Origin of the sequence: Bacteroides neonati, from assembly GCF_000499785.1 — a bacterium.
Classification (GTDB): Bacteria; Bacteroidota; Bacteroidia; order Bacteroidales; family Bacteroidaceae; genus Bacteroides; species Bacteroides neonati.
The window spans coordinates 525,577-551,055 of record NZ_HG726021.1; the positions used below are offsets into that span (position 1 = coordinate 525,577).

Annotated in this window: 21 protein-coding genes and 2 rRNA genes; 6 read left to right on the forward strand and 17 right to left on the reverse strand. The window is 44.7% G+C overall.

Annotated features, from left to right (window positions below):
- Positions 1 to 21: 21 nt before the first annotated feature.
- Positions 22 to 1,641, reverse strand: a complete 1,620-nt coding sequence (locus TY03_RS11725) for an ABC-F family ATP-binding cassette domain-containing protein (protein ID WP_042370094.1) — start codon at positions 1,639 to 1,641, stop codon at positions 22 to 24.
- Between the two features lie 239 nt (positions 1,642 to 1,880).
- On the opposite strand from TY03_RS11725, the gene TY03_RS11730 reads away from it, so the two are divergent.
- The 3 genes from TY03_RS11730 (at position 1,881) to TY03_RS11740 (ending at position 4,324) form a co-directional block, all read left to right on the forward strand.
- Complete coding sequence (locus tag TY03_RS11730) at positions 1,881 to 2,462, forward strand: nucleotide exchange factor GrpE (protein WP_042370239.1); 582 nt, start codon at positions 1,881 to 1,883, stop codon at positions 2,460 to 2,462.
- A gap of 10 nt (positions 2,463 to 2,472) precedes the next feature.
- Positions 2,473 to 3,666 carry a molecular chaperone DnaJ gene (dnaJ, locus tag TY03_RS11735; protein WP_042370096.1) on the forward strand — a complete coding sequence of 398 codons (1,194 nt, stop codon included), beginning with the start codon at positions 2,473 to 2,475 and terminating at the stop codon, positions 3,664 to 3,666.
- 112 nt (positions 3,667 to 3,778) lie between these two features.
- A complete protein-coding gene (locus TY03_RS11740; protein WP_042370099.1) occupies positions 3,779 to 4,324 on the forward strand; it encodes a 30S ribosomal protein S16 in 546 nt (181 codons plus the stop codon).
- Between the two features lie 416 nt (positions 4,325 to 4,740).
- Here TY03_RS11740 and TY03_RS11745 read toward each other — a convergent pair whose 3' ends face one another.
- From TY03_RS11745 to potA, 5 genes are all read right to left on the reverse strand, one after another.
- Positions 4,741 to 5,115 (reverse strand): RNA recognition motif domain-containing protein, encoded by a 375-nt coding sequence (locus tag TY03_RS11745; protein ID WP_042370101.1) that lies wholly within the window; start codon positions 5,113 to 5,115, stop codon positions 4,741 to 4,743.
- Positions 5,116 to 5,305: 190 nt separating this feature from the next.
- A complete protein-coding gene (locus tag TY03_RS11750) occupies positions 5,306 to 6,628 on the reverse strand; it encodes an ABC transporter substrate-binding protein (RefSeq protein WP_042370103.1) in 1,323 nt (440 codons plus the stop codon).
- 15 nt (positions 6,629 to 6,643) lie between these two features.
- Positions 6,644 to 7,432, reverse strand: coding sequence for an ABC transporter permease (locus tag TY03_RS11755; protein ID WP_042370106.1), 789 nt, complete (start codon positions 7,430 to 7,432; stop codon positions 6,644 to 6,646).
- Positions 7,426 to 8,223 carry an ABC transporter permease gene (locus tag TY03_RS11760; RefSeq protein ID WP_042370108.1) on the reverse strand — a complete coding sequence of 266 codons (798 nt, stop codon included), beginning with the start codon at positions 8,221 to 8,223 and terminating at the stop codon, positions 7,426 to 7,428. The genes TY03_RS11755 and TY03_RS11760 overlap by 7 nt, the downstream gene beginning before the upstream one ends.
- A gap of 18 nt (positions 8,224 to 8,241) precedes the next feature.
- Positions 8,242 to 9,630 carry a polyamine ABC transporter ATP-binding protein gene (gene potA, locus TY03_RS11765; protein WP_148335646.1) on the reverse strand — a complete coding sequence of 463 codons (1,389 nt, stop codon included), beginning with the start codon at positions 9,628 to 9,630 and terminating at the stop codon, positions 8,242 to 8,244.
- Between the two features lie 140 nt (positions 9,631 to 9,770).
- Between potA and TY03_RS11770 the strand changes: the two genes are divergently transcribed.
- From TY03_RS11770 to TY03_RS11780, 3 genes are all read left to right on the forward strand, one after another.
- On the forward strand, positions 9,771 to 10,874 hold the full coding sequence (locus TY03_RS11770; RefSeq protein ID WP_042370110.1) for a TlpA disulfide reductase family protein: 1,104 nt from the start codon (positions 9,771 to 9,773) through the stop codon (positions 10,872 to 10,874).
- A 147-nt stretch (positions 10,875 to 11,021) separates the two neighbouring features.
- On the forward strand, positions 11,022 to 11,612 hold the full coding sequence (locus tag TY03_RS11775) for a DUF3575 domain-containing protein (protein ID WP_042370112.1): 591 nt from the start codon (positions 11,022 to 11,024) through the stop codon (positions 11,610 to 11,612).
- A gap of 18 nt (positions 11,613 to 11,630) precedes the next feature.
- A complete protein-coding gene (locus TY03_RS11780; protein WP_052332476.1) occupies positions 11,631 to 12,683 on the forward strand; it encodes a DUF3868 domain-containing protein in 1,053 nt (350 codons plus the stop codon).
- 76 nt (positions 12,684 to 12,759) lie between these two features.
- On the opposite strand, the gene TY03_RS11785 is transcribed toward TY03_RS11780, so the two are convergent.
- The 11 genes from TY03_RS11785 to TY03_RS11835 all read right to left on the reverse strand — a co-directional run.
- Positions 12,760 to 15,324: a glycosyltransferase family 1 protein gene (locus tag TY03_RS11785; protein ID WP_042370113.1), complete on the reverse strand. Its 2,565-nt coding sequence runs from the start codon at positions 15,322 to 15,324 to the stop codon at positions 12,760 to 12,762.
- 35 nt (positions 15,325 to 15,359) lie between these two features.
- Positions 15,360 to 17,021 carry a glycosyltransferase gene (locus tag TY03_RS11790; RefSeq protein ID WP_042370115.1) on the reverse strand — a complete coding sequence of 554 codons (1,662 nt, stop codon included), beginning with the start codon at positions 17,019 to 17,021 and terminating at the stop codon, positions 15,360 to 15,362.
- A 333-nt stretch (positions 17,022 to 17,354) separates the two neighbouring features.
- A complete protein-coding gene (locus TY03_RS11795) occupies positions 17,355 to 17,819 on the reverse strand; it encodes an ATP synthase subunit K (protein WP_042370118.1) in 465 nt (154 codons plus the stop codon).
- Positions 17,820 to 17,872: 53 nt separating this feature from the next.
- Positions 17,873 to 19,690, reverse strand: coding sequence for a V-type ATP synthase subunit I (locus TY03_RS11800; protein ID WP_042370120.1), 1,818 nt, complete (start codon positions 19,688 to 19,690; stop codon positions 17,873 to 17,875).
- Positions 19,687 to 20,292 (reverse strand): V-type ATP synthase subunit D, encoded by a 606-nt coding sequence (locus tag TY03_RS11805; protein ID WP_042370122.1) that lies wholly within the window; start codon positions 20,290 to 20,292, stop codon positions 19,687 to 19,689. Before TY03_RS11805 ends, TY03_RS11800 begins: the two co-directional genes overlap by 4 nt.
- A 12-nt stretch (positions 20,293 to 20,304) precedes the next feature.
- On the reverse strand, positions 20,305 to 21,627 hold the full coding sequence (locus TY03_RS11810) for a V-type ATP synthase subunit B (protein ID WP_042370124.1): 1,323 nt from the start codon (positions 21,625 to 21,627) through the stop codon (positions 20,305 to 20,307).
- A 25-nt stretch (positions 21,628 to 21,652) separates the two neighbouring features.
- Positions 21,653 to 23,410 (reverse strand): V-type ATP synthase subunit A, encoded by a 1,758-nt coding sequence (locus TY03_RS11815; protein ID WP_042370126.1) that lies wholly within the window; start codon positions 23,408 to 23,410, stop codon positions 21,653 to 21,655.
- Between the two features lie 17 nt (positions 23,411 to 23,427).
- Entirely contained in the window at positions 23,428 to 24,267 is an 840-nt protein-coding gene (locus TY03_RS11820; RefSeq protein ID WP_042370127.1) for a DUF2764 family protein, read from the reverse strand.
- 11 nt (positions 24,268 to 24,278) lie between these two features.
- On the reverse strand, positions 24,279 to 24,869 hold the full coding sequence (locus TY03_RS11825; RefSeq protein WP_042370128.1) for an ATP synthase subunit E: 591 nt from the start codon (positions 24,867 to 24,869) through the stop codon (positions 24,279 to 24,281).
- 340 nt (positions 24,870 to 25,209) lie between these two features.
- Positions 25,210 to 25,320 (reverse strand): 5S ribosomal RNA (gene rrf / locus TY03_RS11830).
- Positions 25,321 to 25,395: 75 nt separating this feature from the next.
- A 23S ribosomal RNA gene (locus TY03_RS11835) occupies positions 25,396 to 25,479 on the reverse strand; the annotation flags it as partial.

A 25,479-nucleotide genomic window follows, 5' to 3' on the forward strand; every position in this document is an offset into this window, starting at 1 on the left:
TATCGCTCCGAGCAGAACGGCTTATTTGTCTCCGTACATCTTCGCTCTTAATTCCTTGATATGATCCGAGGTGATGTATTCGTCATAATCCATCATTTTATCAATGATACCGTTTGGTGTCAATTCAATGACGCGGTTAGCTACGGTTTCAATGAATTCGTGGTCATGCGATGAAAACAAGACATTTCCTTTATATGTTTTCAAATTATTATTGAAAGCCTGAATAGACTCCAGATCCAAGTGGTTGGTCGGTGTATCGAGAATCAAACAGTTTGCATTGCGGAGTTGCATACGGGCAATCATACAACGCATCTTCTCACCTCCCGAAAGCACACTTACTTTCTTCAACACCTCTTCGCCCGAGAACAACATACGACCCAGGAAGCCCTTCATATAAACCTCATTTCCTTCGCCATATTGTCCCAACCAATCGACCAGATTCAGGTCTGAGTTGAAATAATCGGTATTATCAACAGGCAGATAAGCAGTGGTAATGGTTACACCCCATGAGAAGGTTCCCGAATCGGCCTTCATCTTATCGTTGATGATTTCGAAGAGAGCCGTCATTGCACGTGCGTTGCGCGACAGAAACACCACCTTGTCACCCTTCTCTATATTGAAGTTTACATCGCTGAACAGCACTTCGCCGTCTTCGGTCTTTTTGCTCAATCCCGATACCTCAAGAATCTGATTACCCGGTTCGCGGTCGGGCGTAAAGATGATTCCCGGATACTTACGCGATGATGGTTTAATCTCATCTACATTCAGCTTTTCGAGCATCTTTTTACGGCTGGTTGTCTGCTTACTCTTCGATACGTTTGCACTGAATCGACGGATAAACTCTTCCAACTCTTTCTTCTTCTCCTCAGCCTTCGCCTTCTGGTTTTGTTGCTGACGCAAAGCAAGTTGACTTGATTCGTACCAGAAACTATAGTTACCCGAGAAAAGATTAATCTTTCCGTAATCAATATCGACCGTATGTGTACATACCGAGTCAAGGAAGTGACGGTCATGGCTTACCACCAATACCGTGTGCTCAAAGTTAGCCAGATACTCTTCCAACCAGGTAACAGTCTCCATATCGAGGTCATTGGTAGGCTCATCGAGCAGCAAGTTGTCGGGGTTACCATAAAGAGCTTGTGCCAACATTACACGCACCTTCTCGTTTCCGGTAAGTTCGCCTACCAGCGTATAATGCTTATCTTCTTTGATGCCCAGTCCACTTAATAAGGTAGCAGCATCACTTTCGGCATTCCATCCATCAAGTTCGGCAAACTTCTCTTCGAGATCCGATACCTTGAGTCCGTCCTCATCGGTAAAATCTTCTTTTGCATACAGCACTTCGCGCTGTTTCATAATATCCCACAATACCGTATGTCCCATCATTACGGTATCCATTACCGTATAGGCATCCCACTTATAGTGGTCCTGGCTCAACACCGAGAGGCGTTCGCCTGTTCCTAGCATGATCGTTCCGGTAGTTGCATCAAGGTCACCGCATATGGTACGGAGAAAAGTCGATTTACCGGCACCGTTAGCACCGATAATACCGTAACAATTCCCACTGGTAAACTTCAAGTTTACATCATTAAACAATACCCTTTTACCAAACTGTACCGAAACGTTTGAAACTGTAATCATTCTATTTTATCCTTATTTTATTGAAAGTTCTTTTCTTAACGGCTGCAAAGGTAGGCATTTTTAATGAATTACGTGCTATGCATACAGTGTCAATCTGACAGGAAAGTATTACCTTTGCAGCGTTTTTTGGCATATTTATGAGAGTGGCAGAGTTTTTGCAGGATAAAAAAGTATAATCTTAACATACTGCGTTAAATATGAAAACGAACCCATTTACTAAGAATAAAAAAATGAAAGATATGAATCCGAACAAGAAAGCAAAAGAAGAGGAGTTGAAGAGTAAGGCAGCTCACGAAACAACCGAAGAGCAACCACAAGTGGATCAAACTTCGGAAGAGAACACTCCGTTAACCCGCGAGCAGGAGCTTGAAAAGCAACTGGAAGAGGCTAAGGTAGAAAACGATGAGCAGAAGGATAAATATCTTCGCCTGGCAGCCGAGTTTGACAACTACCGTAAACGAACATTGAAAGAGAAAGCAGACCTCATTTTGAATGGAGGCGAAAAATGTCTGAGCAGTATCTTACCTGTTGCAGACGACTTGGAGCGTGCCATCAAAAACATGGAGACCGCTACCGATGTGGAAGCAATTAAAACAGGCATGGAACTGATTTATGCTAAGTTTCTTGCCATATTGGCACAAAATGGTGTGAAACCAATCGAGACAGCCGATCAACCGCTCGATACGGATTACCATGAAGCAATTGCAGTAATACCCGCCCCCACCGAGGAGCAGAAAGGTAAGATTTTAGATTGCGTACAAAACGGTTACACATTAAATGAAAAAGTGCTACGCCATGCCAGGGTTGTAGTTGGGGAATAATTAAAAACATATGGAGAAAAGAGACTACTATGAGGTGCTGGAAGTCACAAAAGAGGCTACAGCAGAAGTAATTAAGAAAGCATATAGAAAGAAAGCAATACAGTTTCATCCGGACAAAAACCCGGGTGATAAGGTTGCCGAAGAAAAATTTAAAGAGGCAGCCGAGGCATATGATGTATTGAGCGATCCGGAAAAACGTTCACGCTATGATCAGTTCGGTCATGCAGGTGTAAGCGGTGCAGCCGGCAACGGGGGACCGTTTGGCGGTGGCTTCGGTGGTGCAGGTATGTCTATGGACGATATCTTCTCTATGTTCGGCGATATCTTCGGCGGTCATGGAGGTGGCGGCGGATTCGGAGGAGGATTTGGCGGCTTTGGTGGTTTTGGAGGCGGAGGCGCTCAACAACAAAGACGATTTAAAGGCTCCGATTTGCGCGTAAAAGTAAAATTGAACCTGAAAGAGATAGCCACAGGCGTAGAGAAGAAGTTTAAACTTAAGAAGTACGTAGCTTGTACGCACTGCAACGGCACCGGTGCCGAAGGTGATGGCGGTTCGGAAACATGCCCGACTTGTAAAGGAAACGGTTCGGTGATTCGTAACCAACAAACCATTTTGGGAACCATGCAAACGCGTGTTACCTGCTCTACATGCAACGGTGAAGGAAAAATCATCAAGAACAAATGTAAGCATTGCGGTGGAGATGGTATTGTTTATGGCGAAGACATTGTAACAGTCAACATTCCCGCAGGCGTGGCCGAAGGCATGCAACTCTCTATGGGGGGTAAAGGAAATGCCGGCAAGCACAACGGCGTACCGGGCGATCTGATTATTTTGGTCGAAGAGGAGCAACACCCCGACTTGATCCGCGACGAGAACGACTTGATCTACAACCTGCTGTTAAGCTTCCCAACCGCTGCATTGGGTGGTGCCGTTGAGATACCAACCATCGACAGCAAGGTGAAGGTGAAAATCGATTCGGGAACGCAACCGGGCAAAGTGCTTCGCTTACGCGGCAAAGGATTGCCGAACGTGAACGGATATGGCACCGGCGACCTGTTGGTAAACGTCAGCGTATACATTCCCGAGACCCTTACAAAGGAAGAGAAGAATACGTTGGAGAAGTGGGAATCGTCAGATAGTTTCCAACCAAGCACTTCGGTCAAGGACAAGATATTCAAGAAATTCAAGAGCTTTTTCGACTAAACGATATAATATCAACCAGATACTTTGTCAGTTTCAACAAAAGTAGTATCTTTGCAGCCGCTATTACGAGTTAATAGCATTAATTCAAATCATTAATTAAAACATTTATTAAATGGCAACTAAAATCAGATTGCAAAGACACGGACGTAAAAGTTACGCGTTTTATTCAATTGTAATTGCAGACAGCAGAGCACCACGTGATGGTAAATTTACAGAGAAGATTGGTACGTATAATCCTAACACCAATCCTGCTACCGTAGATTTGAATTTCGACGCTGCATTGGCATGGGTACTGAAAGGTGCACAGCCTACAGACACTGTACGTAACATCCTTTCTCGCGAAGGCATCTACATGAAGAAACACCTCCTTGGTGGTGTAGCTAAAGGTGCATTTGGCGAAGCTGAAGCTGAGGCTAAGTTCGAAGCTTGGAAGAACAACAAACAATCAGGTCTTGCTGCTTTGAAAGCAAAAGATGACGCTGCGAAGCAAGCTGAAAACAAAGCTCGCTTAGAAGCTGAGAAGAAAGTGAACGAAGAAAAGGCAAAAGCATTGGCTGAGAAGAAGGCTGCTGAACTTGCTGAAAAGGCTGCTGCTGAAGCACCCGCTCAGGAAGAAGCACCAGCTCAGGAAGAAGCTCCTGCTACTGAAGAGGCATAAACAGCCTGATAAGAGAGTTCGATCCGATACTTATTTCAAACAAAATATAAGGATTCAAACTATAAAATCCCTTCTGGTACGCCAGAGGGGATTTCTTTTTGTATACCTACCCCTCCTCTTCGCAGAAGAGAGAGCACCCCTACCTACCTCCCGAAAACCAGTCATAAAAGACTAGTAATCAACGATTAAAAGAATACGTACTTTTGCCTGCAAAGAGTACGTACTTATTGAGGCATTGATATACTAATTAACAGTACGTTAAATACGTACTCTTACCACACAGGAAGTAAACCTCTCCAGAAAGGAGAAGCACATACCCCACCCATCTGTACAAATAAAAAAAAGGATCTAAAAGACGTTGCCATCTTTTAGATCCTTTTATTACTTTGCGGCATTAAGCCGCCGGTTATTTCAGATTAATATCTGTCACGACCGCCACCGTAGCCACCACCACGGTTACCGCCACCATAACCACCGCCACGGTTACCACCGCCGCCGTAGCCACCGCCACGATTACCGCCACCGCCATAGCTGCGACGTGGAGCATCTTCCTTAGGGCGTGCAACAGATACAGCCAATTTTCTTCCGTCTACTTCTGCTTCATTCAGTGCTGCAATAGCTGCGTTACCAGCTTCGTCCTCTGTCATTTCCACAAAACCAAATCCTTTTGAACGGCCTGTCTCTCTGTCAGTAACAACTCTTGCTGAGGTAACTTCTCCGTACTCTGTAAACAACTCTGCTAAATCGGAATCGCTAATATTGTAGCTTAATCCTGCAATAAAAATGTTCATTGAAAAAATAATTAATTTCTAATTAATAAAATAAATTTGTTTGAGAAGTCTTACGTAAGGAGATAAATTACTTTACAATCTTGGGAAATAAAACACATCCTTCTATCAGAAATCTTTAATACGCGGTAAATATAGACAATAAATATTGATTAAGAAGCAATTTCCTCTTTTATTTTTCAAAAGATTAGTATTATTTTTTCCGGCGACGACTTCGACGGTGTTGCATCCGACTACGCTTATAACGCTGTACACGCCTATGAATCTGCCATCCACTCATTAATCCGACTACCACAAAGATAAGGATGGTTATACCCACACCCAGGTTGTCTCCTTTGATACGTGACCATATTTCAAGCACATCTTTCGTTTTGTCGCCAAAGTCGCGAATCATTGCACAACGTTCCACCACCTTACGGTCGGGATACTGAATAGCATTCACCTGCACACTATCGGCACCTGCTCCAAAGAAGTAGCTCAGGTCGGTGTGATATGACAATGTGGTGTCAATTTTCGCTTCGAGTATCTCGGGAGAAGCAATGGCACTTACATATCCGCTGGTTTCCATATTGCGCAAAGCAATGTCGGGGCGGCATAGAAAGTTAATAAAGTAACTCGCCGCTTTGGGGTTGCCGGCATATTTGGGTATCACCCATCCATCGTACCAAATATTACTACCTTCTCGTGGAACAACATAATCCAGCTCCACTCCTACCTCACCGGCTTCTTCGATTGCCCACATGGCATCGCCACTCCAGGTCATGTTGAGCCAAGTCTTATTCTGGGTCATCATCTCCTTGCCGAAGTCGGTTTCCCAACCGGCAATATTTCCTTTCATAGCCTTGAGGGTTTTCTCTACAAGAGCCATGCCTTCGGGAGAATAATCGTTCATGAGCTCTTCGACGGTCTTCTTGCCTGCCGCCAGTTCGTCGGCGTGTGCATATACAATGGCCGTGCCATAAGCATCGCGGTAACTGTCTTTCATCAGAATCTTACCGGCAAACTTCTTATCCCACAAGCAGTGCCAGCTTTCGGCATCTGCCTTATCGACAAATGCTTTATTATAGAGTATACCGGCTGTGCCCCACATATAACAAACGGCATAGCGATTGGCAGGCCGTCCGGGCTGACTCAACTTATCAATTTGCTGACGGATATAAGGCGAAACATCATTCATATAATCGGGCGAATGGGCAAAGACCGTATCGATGGGTAGCAACAGGTTTTTCTTCAACATACGCTCAATGATATACTCCGAGGGACAAACCACATCGAAATCTTCGTGACCCTTTTCAATCTTGGTCAGCATTATTTCATTGATATCAAACGTCTGATAAACGATCTGAATATTCTCGCCGGTTTGTTCTTTATAATAAGCCTGGAAATCCTCGAGCACACCGTCGCCCATATAATCGGCCCAGTTATAGATTTTCAATATTTTCTCACGAGGTTCTCCCGAATTGTAGCATCCGGTCAACACATAGGCAAGCGATAAAAACAGTAAGATTTTCTTCATACTCCTAAGCATATACTATTTCTTAGCCTTTCCGGCCCGACGGTTAATAACAATGAGTAGCGCCAACACTACTACGAAAATAATGGTAGAGAGCGGACGAAGCTCCGGGGTAAGCCCTCCTTTACGCGCATCGGCATAGATATAGGTAGAGAGCGTTTCGAGTCCTTGATTACCGATCGTGAATACGGTAACGGCAAAATCGTCGATAGAGAGCGTCAACGCCAGCATGAACCCACTGATCATTCCCGAACGAATCTCAGGAATAATTACTTTACGCAGTGCCTGCAAGGGCGTTGCTCCCAAGTCGAGCGCAGCTTCGTAGATGTTCGGATTCATTTGTTTGAGGCGAGGTAGTACGCTAAGCACCACATAGGGAGTACAGAACGTAATGTGCGCCAGCACCACAGTGGTATATCCTTGCGACACACCCAACGAAACAAAAAGCAAAAAGAGCGAGATACCCGTTATAATATCGCCATTGAGAATGGGGATACTATTGACAAAGCCAATGGTCTTGCGCGATCGGGCTTTCAGGTTGAAAATGCCAATGGCCGTAATACTGCCCAAGAGGGTAGCCACCGTTGCTGCAATCAAAGCAATACTGAGCGTATTAAGCAAAGCATTCATGAGCGAGTGATGTGTATTGACGGCAAACAGCGATGAGTATAGCTTGGTAGAAAAGCCCGTCCAGTTGCCCAACACTTTGGCTTCGGTAAACGAGTAAACAATAATAATTGCAATGGGCGAATAGAGCAACAGCAGCAATATCCACAAATAGGTCTGTGCCAGTACCTTTTTTACCATAATCCACCTCCTTCGTTTGAGTTGTCCTTATCGTCGGTACTGAGCAATGAGGTCGCTGCAATGAGTAGCAGCATAATGAGCGAAAGAGCTGCAGCATAATTCCACATACTATTATTAATGTTTTCCTGAATAGTGGTACCGAAGAGCTTGATGTTGTTCATGGTCAGCAGCTCGGCAATGGCAAAGGTGGAGATGGTGGGCATAAACACCATCATGATACCGCTCATAACTCCCGGCATAGAGAGTGGAAGCACTGCTTTGAAAAACACCTGTACGGGATTGGCACCCAGATCCTGAGCGGCCTCGATATAACTGTGATCCATCTTCTGCAAGGTGTTATAGATGGGATAGATCATAAAGGGAATAAAGTTGTAGACCATACCGAAGATAAGTGCTCCCTCGCCGAGCGGCACACTAAAGAAGTCGAATAAAGCAACGGTGGCCAAGGTACGCACCAGGATGTTGACCCACATGGGCAGAATGAACAGCACCACCATGGTTCGCGAACGGTCCAACTTGCTGTTGCTAAGTATCCAGGCAGCCGGATACCCCAACAGAATACAGAAAAAAGTAGTGATAAGAGCAATACCGATCGAGTAAACAAACGTATTGATGGCTTCGGGATGTGCAAAAAACTTAGCAAAGTTTCCCAAAGTGAGAGTTCCGTTATCGTCGGTAAACGCATAGGCTACGATAAGCAATAGCGGTATGATGACAAAAACTACTGAAAATATAATATAAGGAATGATCCAGTTCTTGCGCGACGAAAGGAAGGTCGATAATTTCTTCATTAATTAAGATTCGTATTTCTAATTCATAACTATTCGAATGGCATCCGGAGGGATCGTAATTCCCACTCGATCGCCATCATCCCACACATCGTTTGTATCTACAAACACATCTTCATCCCAGTCGGAGAAGATTGTCAGGTGATAATGATCTCCTTTATAGAGAATGAATTTCACCTCACCCGTGAGCATACCGTCTTCTTCATTGTCCTGCAAGGTCACTTTACCGAAATCGACTTCGACCTTGACCGGGCTACCTGCAGCAGGCGATACGGCCATGGGCAGACATTGGAACGTACAGCCCAGAAACTCAACATGGGTGTCGTCTACCCACTTGCCTTCGAAGGTGTTGCAGGTACGTTCTTTTTTCATAATGTGAATATCAAAGGGTTTCACAATCAATCCAACCTCTGCACCTACATCAAAATGGTGGTAGTCTTGTACCAGAAACTCGTGACCATTGCACAACACAGTCATTTCATAATGTACACCTTTGAATACCGACGATTGCACAATACCCTTGATCTGCGCCTTGTCCGATACCGGGAAGATGTATAAATCTTCGGGACGAATGACAATATCAACGGGAGCGTTCTCTCCGAAACCCTCATCGACACATTCGAACTCGACACCACAAAAGCATACCAGTTTATCGTGTATCATCAAACCGTTCAGAATGTTACTTTCGCCAATAAAGTCGGCTACGAAAGCATTGATCGGTTCGTTATAAATATCGGTGGGGGTTCCTATCTGTTGTATCTTTCCCTCGCTCATCACCACAATGGTATCGCTGAGTGTCAATGCTTCTTCCTGATCGTGGGTAACGTACACAAAGGTAATGCCCAGTGTCTTGTGCATCTGCTTCAGTTCCATCTGCATATCTTTACGCATCTTCAAGTCGAGTGCTGCCAAGGGTTCGTCGAGCAACAATACTTCGGGTTCGTTGACAATGGCACGGGCAATGGCTACACGTTGCTGCTGTCCTCCCGAGAGCGAATCGACATCACGGTAGTCATAATCGGTCATGCCCACCATTTTCAGTGCGGCTTTTACTTTCTTATCAATGATCAGCTTCGGAGTCTTCCTCAGTTTCAGACCAAAAGCAATATTATCGTACACATTCAAGTGTGGAAACAATGCATATTTTTGAAACACGGTATTTACCGGACGCTTATGGGGAGGCGTTTGCGTAATCTCCTTTCCTGCAATCTTTATTACACCTTCTGTAGCTGTCTGAAAACCGGCAATCAGACGTAGTAATGTGGTTTTTCCACAACCCGAAGGGCCGAGTATGGTAACAAACTCCCCTTTCTTAACGTTTAAACTCACAGCATCGAGAGCTGTTTTATCTCCGAAAAACTTCGAAACCCGGTTTATCTCAATGATGGATTTGGTCTGCTGTATATTCATAACTTTTTTTGGAGATGCAAAGGTACACATTTCTGCGGTTTTCGCATATACGTTAATCTAATATAACAATGAAATATCATGTACAAATCGAAAAAAAATATATCTTTGCCTAAACATTTATTCACTAATCACACAAAATCATGAAAAAATTAACTTATCTAGCTGTCGCGGCAATGGCTATCGGTATGGTTGCTTGTACCGGTGGAAAGAAAAGCGGTTACGTTATAACCGGTACGGTAGAAGGTGCAGCCAATGGCGACACAGTTTTCTTGCAGGAAGTAGCCAACAGACAGTTTAACAAACTGGACACAGCTATTATTGAGAATGGTACGTTTACATTTGAAGGGGTTCAGGATTCAACGGTCAACCGCTACATCATGTGCAAAGTAAACGGCGAAGAGTTAGTTATGGACTTCTTCCTTGAAAATGGTACGATCAATGCCAAGCTAACCAAGAGCAATGATTCGGCTACGGGTACGCCCAACAATGACGCTTACCAGGAAATCAGAACGCAAATCAATGGGTTGAATGAAAAGGCCAAAGCCATATACGAAGCATTGAGCGACTCTACCATCACCGAAGAACAAAGAGAAGCTAAGATTAAAGAATATAGCCAACTCGAAGAGGAGATGGAACAGATCAGAGCGAAAGGTATCGCAAAGAACATCACCAATCCGGTAGGTATTTCGTTGTTCAAACAGAGCTACTACGGCATGAGCACGGAAGAGAACGAGGCATTGCTTCAACAAATTCCAGCTAAGTTCCAGAACGATGAAGTAATCTTGAAGATCAAAGAGATCACCGAGCGTCAGAAAAAAACAGCAGTAGGTCAAAAGTTCATTGACTTCGAAATGCTGACACCTGAAGGCAAACCGGTGAAACTATCAGACTATGTAGGCAAAGGCAAAGTGGTATTGATCGACTTCTGGGCAAGCTGGTGCGGTCCTTGTCGTCGCGAAATGCCTAACTTGGTCGATGCTTATGCCAAATACAAAGGAAAGAACTTTGAGATTGTAGGCGTATCACTCGATCAAAGTGGAGATGCATGGAAAGAATCTATCAAGAATCTGAAAATTACATGGCCGCAGATGTCGGATCTGAAATATTGGAACAGCGAAGGTGCACAACTATATGCAGTCAACAGCATTCCTCATACAGTCTTGGTTGATGGTGAGGGTACCATTATTGCACGCGGTTTGCATGGCGATGAACTTCAAAAGAAGTTGGCCGAAGTGGTTAAGTAAGCAGTAAATAAATTAAAAAGAGAAGGATGTTAGTCGTTTTATGGCTAACATCCTTTTTTTGTGGCAAATAATCAGAACAATACAACTCTTTCTTTGTTGAATTAATCGGTAAGACAGATCGCTTAACCTAATAAAGACCAAACGGATATGAGAACATGTAGACTTTATTTTTTAACGGGTATTCTTTTGCTCGCATTTGTTGCTAGTGCGTACGCACAAGAGCAAAACAATCAGATTTATTTGCCTAAGTTTGCAATCAAGACCAATGCACTCTATTTGGCAACTACGACACTTAACCTCGGATTTGAAGTCGGTTTATCCCGAAAGATGTCATTGGATGTTTCGGGCAACTACAATCCGTGGGAGTTTGGTAACAACAAGCAAATCAAACACTGGCTGGTTCAGCCGGAGCTTCGTTATTGGTTGTGCGAACGTTTCAACGGACATTTCTTTGGTATTCACGGACACTATGCCGAGTACAACGTAAGCAATCTCAACATCTTCGGCATGGGCAATTACAGGTATGAGGGTAATCTATACGGTGGCGGTATATCCTACGGTTACCAATGGCTTATCAGCAAACGCTGGAGCATGGAAGCAGAGATCGGTGTAGGCTATGCACGCCTCAAATATGATAAACATGAGTGCGGCCATTGCGGACAGAAGCTAGGCAACTACTCCAAGAACTATTGGGGACCCACCAAGGTAGCTCTGAATATGATTTACGTCATTAAATAACACCTAAAACTGGAAATAATGAAAACAAGAATTATACGTTCGCTGGGGATGGTGGTTTTGGCTTTTACCGTTCTTCTTCCAATCAACGCACAACGGTTGTACAAAGATGCCATCCTTGTTTCCGATGCCATCCTTTGGCAGGCGGGAAATACAATGCAGGTTAAAATGATCATCGATATCAGTAACCTGAAGGTAGCCAAAGACCGCTCATTAACTCTTACTCCGGTTCTGATAGGTGCCAACAACAACGTGGCACTCGACGATATTATCATCAATGGCAAACGACGCCAAAAGGTATACCTGCGCGCCATGGCTCTGAACAAAGCAGCCAACCTCGAAATGCCTAATGCCCAAACGGATATTATCAACTTCAGCCAGACCATCCCCTATCAACCTTGGATGGCAAATGCCACACTCAACCTGGTAGAGAACTTATGCGGATGTGGTGGGCACCAGGAAGAACTGAATCAGGAACTGATCATGGCCGAACTATCGACCGAAGCCAGCAGGGCACCCAAAGTAGTAGAACCACCGGTTGTGATACCTCCTAAGATTTTCTATGAATCGTATGAGTCTCATCTCGATTTCCCGGTTAGCAAGTCGGTTATCTTAATGGATTATATGAATAATAATACCGAAATGGCCAATATTCAGGCGTTGTTCGATAAGATAAAGAACGATAAAAACCTAACCATTACAGAGATTCATATCGATGGCTTCGCCTCTCCCGAAGGACCGCTTAAGTTCAACGAAGAGCTTTCGAGAAACCGTGCCGAAGCACTGAAGAATTACTTGGTAAGCAAAGAGGGGCTACCGGAGGATATGTACAAAGTATCCTTTGGAGGCGAAAACTGGGACGGCTTGGTCAAAGCACTTCAAGCCTCGGATATGAAGGACAAAGATACATTCCTGAATATCATCCGCAACACCTCGGACGATGCAACCCGAAAACAAGAGATTATGAAAGTAGGCGGCGGCGCCCCTTACCGGATGATGCTCAAAAATATCTATCCCGGCCTGCGAAAAGTTAATCTGCGCATTGGCTATAAAGTGGTAGAGATGCCTAACTGACCAATACAAGCAATCTATAATAAAAAAGCTACTGCACAATGTGCAGTAGCTTTTTCTATATCAAGGAAACGATTGATTAATTGAACCAACGTACATAACAGAAATCCTGACGGTGAGGAAGATCTGCATTCTTCGGATACATACGATAAGCTACTTTAAAGCTACCGGCATTTGACAAACTATGTTTCACCTGGAAGGTATACAAATTACCCTCTTTCTTAACCACACTAAACGGCTCGGTCGAATAAACATGTTGCTGTCCGTCGGTTGCGATGTAGGTTGTTACCAACTCCAGACCAATGGCATCGTTCAATCCCTTCTCATCAATAACGATAGTGATGGTATATTCCTTACCACTTTCCAGATCGCCACAGTCAATTCCATGTTCTTTATCAATAGAAACGACCTCAATGCTGTCCCATTTGGCAACGACTTCTTCTTTCCAAGCCGCAATTTCCTTAGCCTTGGCATTGTTGTTGGCAGTGAGCAGGTGGAAACGTTGTGCCTCCTTGTTGTAGAACTTACTGAAATAATCATCGAGCTGACGCTTCATGGTGTAGTGAGGAGCAATCTGAGCGATCGAGTTCTTCACCGTCTTTATCCAACCTTCAGAATAACCTTTCTTGTTGCGGGCATAGTACAACGGAAGAATCTCCGTTTCGAGCACACTATAAATCGTCGCTGCATCGAGTTGATCCTGATGTTCCTGATTTTGATAGGTACGCTTCTCGGTCAACGCCCATCCTGCACCTTCGCGGTAACCCTCAAGCCACCAACCATCGAGCACAGAGAAGTTCAGTACGCCATTCATCAAAGCCTTCTCGCCTGATGTACCCGATGCTTCGAGCGGACGCGTCGGTGTATTCAACCAGATATCAACCCCCGATACCAAGCGGCGAGCCAATTGCATATCGTAGTTTTCGAGGAAGATAATCTTACCCAAGAACTCCGGACGACGAGAGATCTCGATGATTCGCTTAATCAAATCCTGACCGGCACCATCTTGTGGGTGAGCCTTTCCGGTGAAAAGGAACTGTACCGGATAATTGGGGTTGTTTACAATAGCAGACAAACGCTCCAAGTCGGTAAACAGCAAGTGAGCACGCTTATACGTGGCAAAGCGACGGCCGAAACCAATGAGCAATGCATTCGGATTGATCTTATCCATCAAAGAAACAATACGCGAAGGATCGCCTTGATTCTTCAACCACGTATCGCGGAACTGACGGCGAATGTAATCGACCAGCTTATTCTTCATGGTCATGCGGGTGTTCCAAATCTCTTCGTCGGAAACGTTATAGATGGCTTCCCATATCTTCGGATTGGATTGATCGTACAAGAAGTTTTCATCGAAATGTTTAGCATACAATGCTTTCCACTCGGTAGCTGTCCAGGTAGGAAGGTGCACACCGTTGGTTACATAGCCCACATGGCTCTCTTCGGGGAAGTAGCCTTTCCAGATAGAGGCAAACATCTCTTGCGATACTTTTCCGTGCAACCAGCTCACGCCATTAACCTCTTGCGAAGTATTGCAGGCAAAAACCGACATACAGAAACGTTCGCCCTTGTCGCCGGGGTTGTTACGACCCAAATCCATCAAATCGTCCCAACTGATACCCATCAATGCCGGGTAGCCGCTCATGTATTTGCCAAACAGACCTTCGTCGAAGTAGTCGTGACCGGCAGGAACAGGTGTATGTACCGTATAAAGCGACGAAGCACGAACCAGCTCGATAGACTGATCGAAGGTAAGTCCCGTAGCTACATAATCGCAGATACGCTGCACGTTGATCAATGCGGCATGACCTTCGTTGCAGTGGTAAACTTCTTTCTCAATACCAAGTGCTTTCAGGGTAAGGATACCACCGATACCAAGCAGAATTTCCTGCTTCAAGCGGTTCTCCCAGTCGCCACCATAAAGCAGGTGCGTTATAGAACGGTCGAACTCGCTGTTCATCTCATTGTCCGTATCGAGCAGATACAGGGAGATACGGCCTACATTCACACGCCATACGTTGGCATGCACGAAGTAATCCATATAGGGCACATGGACTACCATTGGTTGCCCGTTGGCATCCATCACTCTGTCGAGCGGAAGCTGACCGAAGTTCTGTGCTTCGTAGTTGGCTACCTGCTGACCGTCGATAGTCAATGTTTGTGTAAAATAGCCATACCGATACAAGAAACCTACCGCACAAAGATTCACATTGCTGTCCGAGGCCTCCTTTAAGTAGTCGCCGGCCAGTACACCCAAACCACCCGAGTAGATCTTCAACACGTGAGTCAATCCGTATTCCATGCTGAAATAAGCAACCGACGGGCGTTGAGCATCCGGTTTTACATCCATATAGCTTCTGAATTTCGCATATACATCGTTCATGCGTTTCAGTATGACTTTATCTTTTGACAAAGCTTCTAATTTTTCAAAGCTCATTCGCTCAAGAAGAAGCACCGGGTTGTAGCCCACTTCTTTCCAAAGAGCCGGATCAAGGTCTCTGAATAATTCGATAGCTTCAAAGTTCCACGACCACCAGATATTACGTGAAATTTCAGATAGTTTCTCTAATTCTACCGGAACGCGAGACTTCACAGTAACTTCCTTCCAGTTGGGGGTATTTACATTACTAACTTTAACTTTCATAATGTTTAGTATTAACTTGTTGATGAATAGTTTACTTAATTATTTTGACGCTTTTGGGCGTTGCGTAAAGCAACGTCATAGGCTTTATAATAATAGGTAATAAAGTGTTTCCACAAAGCGTGCTCGGCTACCTTACCGGCTTGTTTGCGAATCTGCTTTATCTCATTTTCACTCTTTTCCGAAAACAGCGTAATGGTATCTTTAATACCATCGGCCACTGCCGAATAGTTATAGTCGGACCGATGCAGCACCTCTACTCCGTTCTCCAGTCCATGGAGTTTTTCCAGGCTGTTCACCCAAAGACCGAAGCCGGCCAGATCGGTTGTAATGGTGGGCACCCGAAAGGCTACACTTTCGAGTGGTGTATATCCCCAAGGTTCGTAATAAGACGGATACACACTCAGATCCTCGCCCAATAAAAGATCGTAATACTCCTTATTCATAATACCATCGTTTCCATCGAGGTAGCAGGGTACGAATATCACCTTTACTTTGTCGGTCGATTCATTTCTCATGCCCAACGAAGCAAGCATGTTCAGTATCGGGTCTTGCGGCATATTGTGCAGCCAATGCGTGATGAAAGGAATCTCGAGCGGTTCATTAAAGCTTTCTTCGCTTGCCAACCGCAGTTGCAAATCTTCACGGGGTTTATCGACCCAGGCGGGCACTGTAATAAATGCCAATACGTTCTTCGTTAAATTCGCATCGTTGTTCAACCGGCTCAACGACTCCAGAAACACATCGATTCCTTTGTTCTTGAATTCGTACCTGCCACTGGTTCCTACAATAATCGTTTCATTATCGAGTTGCGTGCCGAGTAGCTTATTGGCTACATGGAGCATGGTTGCCCGTGCCCGCTTCCGCTTACTGGTAAAGGTACTTCCTTTGGGTACAAAATCGTCTTCAAAGCCGTTCATTAAAATCACGTCGGCAGGCTTATCCAGAAGTTCGCGACATTCGTTATTGGTAATCTCGCTTACGGTGGTAAAGCAGTCTACGTGATGTGCCGTTTGTTTTTCAATCGAATGTTTCGACTCCATGTTCAGCTCCTGTGCCATCTGGTCGCCATTGTAGGCAGACAGATAATCGTATAGCGGTTTATAGTTCCCGGCTATCGAGCGACCGATCGATGTGGCATGCGTAGTAAAGATGGTAGCCACCTCGGGCACGGCCATTTGTACATAAAGTGCTCCCATACCGGTCATCCACTCATGTGCCTGATACACTACCTTGTCGGCTTTGGTCAGGTTATAGCGATAAAAACTCTCCACAACACGACCTGCGGCATATGAAAACATCGAAGCTTCGTCGTAATCGCCATAAGCATGCAACGAGTCAACTTGATACTGATTCCACATTTGGGCATATATCTCATTCTTTTGCGAAAAGAACGGCTGAAAATCAACTAAAATAACAATGGGTTGGCCTGGAATGTTCCAGCGTCCGATACGGACAGGTAGATTTTCTTGCTGACAGGCATGTTTTTTCCATGCTGCATAAAGACTGTCAGATTCTGTAAATAATGGATTCTCTTTTCCTTCCCACAGATCGGGGCCTATAAAAAACACTTTATCCTGAAAACTAGCTTGCAACGTATTCGCTCTTGTTGACAAGACCGTATAAATACCCCCTACTTTATTACATACTTCCCAGCTAGCTTCGAAGATGTAATTGGGAGTTAATAACTCTTTTAGCATATAATGTATTAAACTATTTTTTTCGTGTGATTTGTACAAAAGTACTCATTATTTATTAATTATCTTCTGTTTAAGGTTGAAATATGCTTAAAGAAGAGTAAACAAACGTTTGCGAAAGGCCTCTAAGTAAGCTTTTTGCTAAAAAAATATTTCAAATGTATAACCAATAGATGCCTAAAGAAACGGCAACTGCATGGAGCAAGGCAACTGCAAATAAAAAAAGACTTAAACGTTTATTGAAAAACGTCTAAGCCTTTTTCGAAAAGCCCGAGGCCTTTTAAAGAAAGACGGCGGGCTTTTCAGAAAAGTCCGCCGTCTTTTTAGGAGATTCGTTTAGCCCACCAATGCGCTGCCGATCAAGAAGGTAGCAGCCAAAGCCACAATAGCGTAAAGCTCGGGGAATACGGCCAGAATCAAGGTGTTACCGAATACATTGTGTCCTTGTCCGATTGCTGCAATACCGTTGGCACATACCTGTCCCTGACGGATGGCCGAGAACAAGGCTACCAAACCCAAAGCGATACCTGCACCCAATACGGCACATGCCTGAATAGGGGTAATGGCAGGAGTCAAGATACCGAAAATAGTCTGAAACATAAAGTAACCGGCAAAACCGTACAAACCTTGTGTACCCGGAAGGGCTGTTAATACAAGGAAGTTACCAAACGCGCTGTCGTTCTTCTTCAATGCACCGATAGCAGCATTACCTGCAATGGTTACTCCGTAAGCACTACCAATTCCCGACAATCCAACCATTACTGCGATACCCAAATAGGCAATTAACAAATTTATTTCCATAATCTGATGTTTTTATTTATTGTTTAATTCTTAATATTTACTTCTTGAAAATTTTAATTCTTGAACGGTTTGTACTCTTTGCCTCCGCCTTCGTATCCGGAGTTCTTGAAGAACTCGACGAACGTCAAACGCATGGGGTGCACCATGGCACCGAGCACATTCATGAAAATGTTGATGCTGTGTCCTATCACGAAGATAAGCACCATTACGATAGGTCCTGCAATCACGTTGTCGGGACTCATACCTACGGCCAAGCTGTTGAATACGCTGGCCAAAATACCTCCCGAAAGCCCCAAAGCAAAGAGACGAACGTAAGAGAGAATATCCCCCAGCAGTCCCGTTACCATGTTGTACGAATCCCATAATCCCAGTCCGATATTGATAAAGATGTTTTTGTCCGGACTGTTATAGAGGAAGATCATCGCACCGGCAATGGCCAGTATCACCAGATGAACGGTTTCGCCCATCGGCATCACGGTAGGTAGCAGGTACGAAACAGCCATCGAAATCAGTAGAATAATCCAACCGATCGTAGCCACAGCGTACTTAAAGCCAAACTGTATGGACTGATTCACTGCTTTCAACACCATACCGAAGAGGATTTGCACCGCACCCAGTATCAGTGAAAGCCGGAACATCTGGTTGTTGTCCAGATACAGCACCGATTTCATTCGTTGCAGGAACGGCCAAGGCAACTCATACAGGCTCACTCCAAAGAAGGTACCGGTAAGCATTCCGCAGAAGAAGGTCGAGATGGCCAATATCTGCACCAACGACAAGATACCTTTCATACTGGGTTTGATGTTCTTGGCGATCAACCGATAACCGGTTACGCCAAGCAGCAAGAATAGTCCGTAGCCCGAATCGCCCAAACAAAGTCCGAAAAAGACCATAAAGAAGGGAGCGAAGAACGGTGTCAGGTCCAACTCATTATACTTAGGCAACATATAGAGTTTACAGATGGGTTCAAACCAAGCAAAGAATCCTTTGTTGTTCAACTCAATCGGCACATTATCCTCGGGTGTAGGATCGCTAATCTCGTAATACACGTGCGATTCGTCGAGGAAGGTTTTAATGGCCAGTTCGCCGGAAGCAGGTGCCCATCCCTGAAGCATCATCAGCTTCTCTCCGGCGGCTTGCTCGCAGCTAAGCACTACTTTGGAGAATTCAATCTCGCCCTGTACTGCATTCAGTGCAGCTTTCAATGCGGGAATTTCTTTCTCGGCATACGTTGTGAGTTGTTGCTCATTGGCTTCGAGAGCTTCCTGAGTTTCCAGGCACATGGCATTGATGCGTGTCAGCGAGTAAGCAGGCAGTTTGACTTGCTCCACATCGAGGTCTACCTCTTCCTCTGCCTTGGTTACTGTTATAAAGTACACCTTAGACGAGATGGTGGCAATGATCATTGCATGATACATCGTCTCCCAATCAGGGTTGTAGTTACCTTCCGAGCAACAATAGAAACCTACCTGAAAACCGGCTTCGCGTAAGCGTTGCACATCAGAAGGTTCAAAATCACCCCAAGCCTGCAAAGCATCCCGTTCTTTGATATAGGTTTGCAGCTGCACGGTGAGTCGGTTCTTCTCTGCCAAGAGGGCTTCGATTTCATCGGCAACTTCATGTCCGCGAGCCACCTCTCCTCCATCGGTTGACGGTACTACGCCTTTGCCCAGTTTCTGGTTTTGCAGTAGCTTAAGGGTGGTTGCCAAACGAGTCGACAAGCGAATGTTCTCTTGCAGTTCGGCATTATCCGCCGCTCCCTGTTGCTTCTCTACAACATGAACTACTCCCAGCTCGCGAAGACTTCCAAGAAACTCTTCGTACTCTTTATGATAGGCCAGGAAGGTGATTTTCTTCATTTTAGTAATCATGCCTCTGCCTCCTTTCTTTTTTCTTGCTGCGACTTCAGAATCTTTTGCGATGATTTAGAGAGGTTTTCTTCGTCCTCCATGAATCGTTTTATCTTTCGCAATGCATCCTGATAGCCCGGTATCTGTACCTTCTCAAAAAGATTCACCTTTTGAGTGGTTTTCTTTCGTGCATGTTCCAACAGGTTCAGTTTGGCGAGAATAAACTCCCGTTCGATAGCCGTATGCGCGAGCTTTTTGAGCAGGTGCAAACCATCGGCATACCATTTGGGAGCGTTGAACAAGCTATACGGACGTATCTCGAAATCTACATTCTCGAGCAGAGGTACCCGTACGCCGGCAATCTTCTTCACGCCAAGGTGAACGTCATTTACCTTTATCAATGAGGAATCAAACTCATTCCAAAGTGCGAACATGGCTTCATAGGCCTGGATTTGCTTCTCCAAGCTCTTTTCCAACTCCACAGCTTCTGCTTTACAGCGCTTCACTTCCATGCGTAGCGCACTTTCCTTATTCTTAATGATAGGCAGTGTACGCACCCGCACTTTCAGTTGCTTTTCGAGCTGCTGAAGAGAGGTTTTGTTATATTGAAACTTTATAGCCATCGCATATTCTTTTTATTCCGCCGGCCAGAATTGGTCAACGAGTTCTTTCTTGATATTGACTTCCTCGGGACGGAAATACTTGCCAAACAAGCCCCACGCCACATCGAGCATCTCGGTGGTATCGAGATTCACATCGATGGCCAACAATTGGTTCGAGTAATCGCGGGCAAAGGCAAGCGTACGCTCGTCATAATTGGTCAGGTCGAAACCATTCTCCTGCTTGGTTTTGGCATTGGCAGCATCGGCATACAAACGCACGGCAGCATTCATCACCTGTGGATGATCCTTACGGGTTTTCTTACCAGTTACCAACTGCTTCAAACGTGAAAGCGAGCGGAAGGGGTCTACAATAACCTTACCGATATCGCTGTCGCGACGCAAGAAAAGCTGTCCTTCGGTAATATAACCCGTATTATCGGGTACTGCATGGGTAATATCGCCACCCGATAGCGTGGTTACGGCAATGATGGTAATCGAACCGCCCGAGGGGAACTGCACTGCTTTCTCGTAGATCTTAGCCAAGTCCGAGTAAAGCGAACCGGGCATGGAGTCTTTCGATGGAATCTGATCCATACGATTCGATACGATGGCCAGTGCATCGGCATAAGAAGTCATATCAGTAAGCAGTACCAGTACTTTTTCGTTGTTGTTTACGGCAAAGTATTCGGCAGCTGTCAATGCCATATCGGGCACCAGCAAACGCTCTACGGGAGGATTCTCGGTAGTGTTTACGAAGCTCACGATACGGTCGAGTGCACCTGCATTCGAGAACACATTCTTAAAATACAGGTAGTCATCGTTTGTCATACCCATACCACCCAGAATAATCTTATCGGTTTCGGCACGAAGTGCTACACTCGCCATTACCTGATTAAAGGGTTGATCGGGATCGGCAAAGAACGGAATCTTCTGTCCCGACACCAAGGTGTTGTTCAAGTCGATACCTGCAATACCGGTTGCAATCAGCTCCGAGGGTTGCTTACGCCGCACCGGGTTTACCGAAGGTCCGCCAATCTCGACCTCTTGTCCTTCAATCTCCGGACCACCGTCAATGGGATCGCCAAAGGCGTTAAAGAACCGTCCGGCGAGTTGCTCGCTCACTTTCAATGTAGGCGATTTACCCAGAAACACTACCTCGGCGTTGGTAGGGATACCGTTAGTACCCTCGAACACTTGTAAAGTCACATCATCTCCGGAAATCTTTACTACCTGAGCAAGCTTGCCTTCGACCGTGGCCAACTCGTCATACCCTACCCCTGTTGCTTTGAGCGAACAGGTAGCTTTCGTAATCTGAGTGATCTTAGTATATATCTTTTGAAATGCTTTTGTTGCCATCTCTTTATTTCGATTTAATGATTTACTATTTTACACTTCTTTCGGCTACCAACTCTGCAAGCTGTTTCACGAATCCGTCATACTGTTCGGACTTAAACACCGAATAGTTCATCTGCTTGCAAACGTTAATAATCTTCTTAAAGTAATCCATTACTTCAGTGAAGCTGTCAAACTCAAATTCGGTATGGCAGATATCGATCACCAAATTCAAGATGGCTTCCTGACGCTCCATCGGCGTTACCGAATCGATTTCGTCAAAAGCATCCTGTTGCAGGATCACGAAGTCGATCAACTCCGACTTCCAGAATGTTACATGATACTCTACCGGTACACCATCGTCACCCAGAATGTTGATCTGCTCTGCGATCTCCTTACCTCGTTGCAAACGAGTCTTGATTTCGTTGACCTTTCCAATCCATTGATCGTTGATGTGCTTGGAGATGTACTCTTCGAACTCGGGATACTCAATGTATTTCGAGTATGAGTCGATGGGGTTTACAGCCGGATAACGTTTTCTATCGGCACGTTCCTGCTCCAAAGCGTAGAAACAACGGGCCACCTTCTTTGTATTCTCCGTTACCGGCTCTTTTAGGTTACCACCCGCAGGAGATACCGTACCGATAAAGGTAATAGAACCTGTTTTGTCATTGCTCAGTTTCACATAACCGGCACGACCGTAGAAGTTAGAGATAATGGCTGAGATATCCATCGGGAATGCATCCGGTCCGGGCAACTCCTCCATACGGTTCGACATCTCACGCAATGCTTGTGCCCAACGCGAAGTAGAGTCGGCCATCAACAACACCTTCAATCCCATGGCACGATAGTATTCGGCTATCGTCATAGCGGTATACACAGATGCCTCACGGGCAGCCACGGGCATATTCGATGTATTTGCGATGATAATGGTACGTTCCATCAGCTTACGACCGGTATGTGGATCGACCAATTCGGGAAACTCTGTGAAGATTTCTACTACCTCATTAGCACGCTCACCACAAGCCGCAATAATCACAATATCCGCTTCGGCTTGTTTTGAGATACCGTGTTGAAGTACCGTTTTACCTGTACCGAAAGGACCGGGAATAAACCCTGTTCCACCCTCTACGATGGGGTTGATGGTATCGATTACTCGTACTCCGGTTTCAAGCAATTTGAACGGACGTGGCTTCTCTTTGTAGTTGGTCATGGCCTGTTTTACCGGCCAGCGTTGTATCATATTCACGTTCACGTCACTACCCGATTCATCGGTTAGCACAACGATCACTTGCTCAATGGTATAATCGCCTTCGCCCACGATTGACTTCACCGTTGCAGTACCTTTCATGGTAAAAGGAGCCATGATCTTCAAGGGTTGAAAGTTCTCGTCAACCTCACCGAGCCAAGCCGATGCTTCCACCTTATCGCCCACACTAACCATTGGGATAAAGTGCCACAGCTTCTCTTTATCGAGCGGATAGGTGTATTGCCCTCTTTTGAGGAATACACCGTCCATTTTATCTAAATCATTTTGCAGACCATCGTAGTTTCTTGATAACATACCCGGCCCGAGAGTTACCTCAAGCATGTGTCCGGTAAATTCTGCTTCGGCACCCACTTTCAGTCCACGTGTGCTTTCAAACACTTGCACGTATACATTGGATCCTACTACCTTAATCACCTCCGCCATCAGTTTGTCGCCACCGGTCGAGATATAACAGATCTCATTCTGTGCTACCGGTCCGTCAACGACGAGGGTCACCATGTTGGCTATAACGCCATTAACAGTTCCTTTTGTTGCCATATATTTTCTTTAGTTTATTACTTAAATTCTGCAGGAATCTGCACTTCGTTCTTGAGTTCGTCAATAATATTTCGGAAAAGTTGATTGCCTTTCTCTTTATCCAATGCCAACCAGCGCTCAATCATTTCGAGCTTTAGCACAAAAGCAAAGAGGCGTTCGACCGTAAAGTAATCGAAAAACACAGCATCTTCCATCCAGTTCCATCGTAGCGAATCGAGTTTCTTTTCTTTCTCTACCAGCTCTGTCAGTTCATTGATCTTCAAGAGCTGATCGAAGTACTCAACCTCGCCCGTCAAACCAAAATCCCGTGCACCCGAAGTTCGTAAAGCTTCGCAAACATCGGTATATCCAATTACATTGCGCGATACATCCCATTTATATTTACGAGCAGTAAAAGCGATCAATATATTATTGATATTCAAATTAAACTCAAACCAAGAAGATACAAACTGATTGCCGCACTGCATGGCGTATGTATAATAAAGTGCAGCCAAGTGGTCTTCGGCCATGATTGTTTCATCCGAAGAAGCATTGAAATAGTCGGTTAAGAATGTTGATAGATAAGATGGAAGTTTTTTCACATCCATTTCTCCCCCTTCTCTGATTTGCTCTATCGCCTCTATCAGTTCTTCTGCCGTATAGTTACCTCGCAAATCAATATCAGCCTCTTTATTTTGAAGTAGTTTCAGCAAATTGGCATTATCAAATTTCAAGTAAAACAGATCAATTAATTTCTGATCTGCCATTGATAGACTGGAATAAATTTCTGTTTTAAAATCAGCTATGGTGTAACTTAACTTGCTATCTTCCAATGTGAGTTCCGGCAATCCGGCTACCAGGTAATAGTATTTACTCATAGGATATCTGTTTAGAAGAGCATTTCTACCAATTGCGGACGAAGGAATTCTTTAAAGTAGTTCATAAACTCCTCTTCTCCGAAATTTACTTTATATGAACCATCTGCCGGAGAGACAGAGAATAAGGCTTTGATACCGTTGACCTGTTCTATCTGAAGACCATTATCCAACAATACCTTCGCATTTGCAGCGAAATAATCTTTTAAAGATTTTGCATCATCGGTCGAGATAATGATCGGTTCTTCCACACTCCATTTACTGGCAAGTGCAACAATGAAGGCGCTTAAAAATTCTTTATTCTGAGCAAATTCTTTGACAGGAGCTGTTACTATTTTATCGGTTACCAAAGTAGCAATCTCCGATTTCAGTGCATTTACAGCCTGACCTGCAAATAATTTTAGTTCCGATTTTGTATTTTCAGTCAACTCATCGGCAGACTTACGCGCAGCAAGAGCTATTGAATCGGCTTCCTTGCGGGCATCATCAATAATCTTTTTAGCTTCATCCTGAGCATTCGCAATAAGTCTTTGGGCTTCTACATTCCCTTTTTCTACACCTTCGCGGTAGATCTTATCTGTCAACTCTTGAATTTTGTTTTCCATATCTGGACTATTTTTTAGTTGTTTATATTTAGTTTTATCTTTGCTACCCAGCAGATTCTTGCCAAAATTACAAAAATCAAACGGATATCAAAGAATTTCGGGAGTAAATGTACAAACAAAACGCTAAAAGACAGACTAAATAATACTGAAACGGAAAAAATCGACACTGAAACTACTTTTCACCACAGAGGACACAGAGGTCACAGAGTAATACAAGGAAGTAATACAAAAGAATACAAAGATAATTCCTCTTTTTCCTTTTCTTCTTCCTCTGTGACCTCTGTGGTGAACAAAACGCAAAACGTCCCGTCAGTCTGATCGACTAACGGGACGTTTCTAAAAATGGCGGCTACCTACTCTCCCACTGTTACGCAGTACCATCGGCGTGATCAGGCTTAACTTCTCTGTTCGGAATGGGAAGAGGTGGAACCCTGATGCTATAGCCACCTAAATAAGGTTGACATGACAAAAACCAAAAAAGAATCATTCTAGCAAAGCTAAAGGGATATACCAACCATACACCTATAAGAAGAAAGTGTACGGGCAATTAGTAAGGCTCGGCTTTGATGTTACCATCTTTACACCTGCCTCCTATCAACGTTGTCGTCTT

What these genes read in the sequence shown, in the direction of transcription:
- TY03_RS11750 (WP_042370103.1), bottom strand. Translation starts at nt 6,628, where the DNA reads ATGAAGAAAATCTTACTGTTTTTATCGCTTGCCTATGTGTTGACCGGA.
- TY03_RS11760 (WP_042370108.1), bottom strand. Translation starts at nt 8,223, where the DNA reads ATGAAGAAATTATCGACCTTCCTTTCGTCGCGCAAGAACTGGATCATT.
- TY03_RS11770 (WP_042370110.1), top strand. Translation starts at nt 9,771, where the DNA reads ATGAAAAAATTAACTTATCTAGCTGTCGCGGCAATGGCTATCGGTATG.
- TY03_RS11785 (WP_042370113.1), bottom strand. Translation starts at nt 15,324, where the DNA reads ATGAAAGTTAAAGTTAGTAATGTAAATACCCCCAACTGGAAGGAAGTT.
- TY03_RS11805 (WP_042370122.1), bottom strand. Translation starts at nt 20,292, where the DNA reads ATGGCTATAAAGTTTCAATATAACAAAACCTCTCTTCAGCAGCTCGAA.
- TY03_RS11810 (WP_042370124.1), bottom strand. Translation starts at nt 21,627, where the DNA reads ATGGCAACAAAAGCATTTCAAAAGATATATACTAAGATCACTCAGATT.
- TY03_RS11780 (WP_052332476.1), top strand. Translation starts at nt 11,631, where the DNA reads ATGAAAACAAGAATTATACGTTCGCTGGGGATGGTGGTTTTGGCTTTT.
- TY03_RS11745 (WP_042370101.1), bottom strand. Translation starts at nt 5,115, where the DNA reads ATGAACATTTTTATTGCAGGATTAAGCTACAATATTAGCGATTCCGAT.
- TY03_RS11730 (WP_042370239.1), top strand. Translation starts at nt 1,881, where the DNA reads ATGAATCCGAACAAGAAAGCAAAAGAAGAGGAGTTGAAGAGTAAGGCA.
- TY03_RS11790 (WP_042370115.1), bottom strand. Translation starts at nt 17,021, where the DNA reads ATGCTAAAAGAGTTATTAACTCCCAATTACATCTTCGAAGCTAGCTGG.
- TY03_RS11755 (WP_042370106.1), bottom strand. Translation starts at nt 7,432, where the DNA reads ATGGTAAAAAAGGTACTGGCACAGACCTATTTGTGGATATTGCTGCTG.
- TY03_RS11775 (WP_042370112.1), top strand. Translation starts at nt 11,022, where the DNA reads ATGAGAACATGTAGACTTTATTTTTTAACGGGTATTCTTTTGCTCGCA.
- TY03_RS11825 (WP_042370128.1), bottom strand. Translation starts at nt 24,869, where the DNA reads ATGGAAAACAAAATTCAAGAGTTGACAGATAAGATCTACCGCGAAGGT.
- potA (WP_148335646.1), bottom strand. Translation starts at nt 9,630, where the DNA reads ATGAATATACAGCAGACCAAATCCATCATTGAGATAAACCGGGTTTCG.
- TY03_RS11820 (WP_042370127.1), bottom strand. Translation starts at nt 24,267, where the DNA reads ATGAGTAAATACTATTACCTGGTAGCCGGATTGCCGGAACTCACATTG.
- TY03_RS11800 (WP_042370120.1), bottom strand. Translation starts at nt 19,690, where the DNA reads ATGATTACTAAAATGAAGAAAATCACCTTCCTGGCCTATCATAAAGAG.
- TY03_RS11795 (WP_042370118.1), bottom strand. Translation starts at nt 17,819, where the DNA reads ATGGAAATAAATTTGTTAATTGCCTATTTGGGTATCGCAGTAATGGTT.
- TY03_RS11740 (WP_042370099.1), top strand. Translation starts at nt 3,779, where the DNA reads ATGGCAACTAAAATCAGATTGCAAAGACACGGACGTAAAAGTTACGCG.
- TY03_RS11815 (WP_042370126.1), bottom strand. Translation starts at nt 23,410, where the DNA reads ATGGCAACAAAAGGAACTGTTAATGGCGTTATAGCCAACATGGTGACC.
- TY03_RS11725 (WP_042370094.1), bottom strand. Translation starts at nt 1,641, where the DNA reads ATGATTACAGTTTCAAACGTTTCGGTACAGTTTGGTAAAAGGGTATTG.
- dnaJ (WP_042370096.1), top strand. Translation starts at nt 2,473, where the DNA reads ATGGAGAAAAGAGACTACTATGAGGTGCTGGAAGTCACAAAAGAGGCT.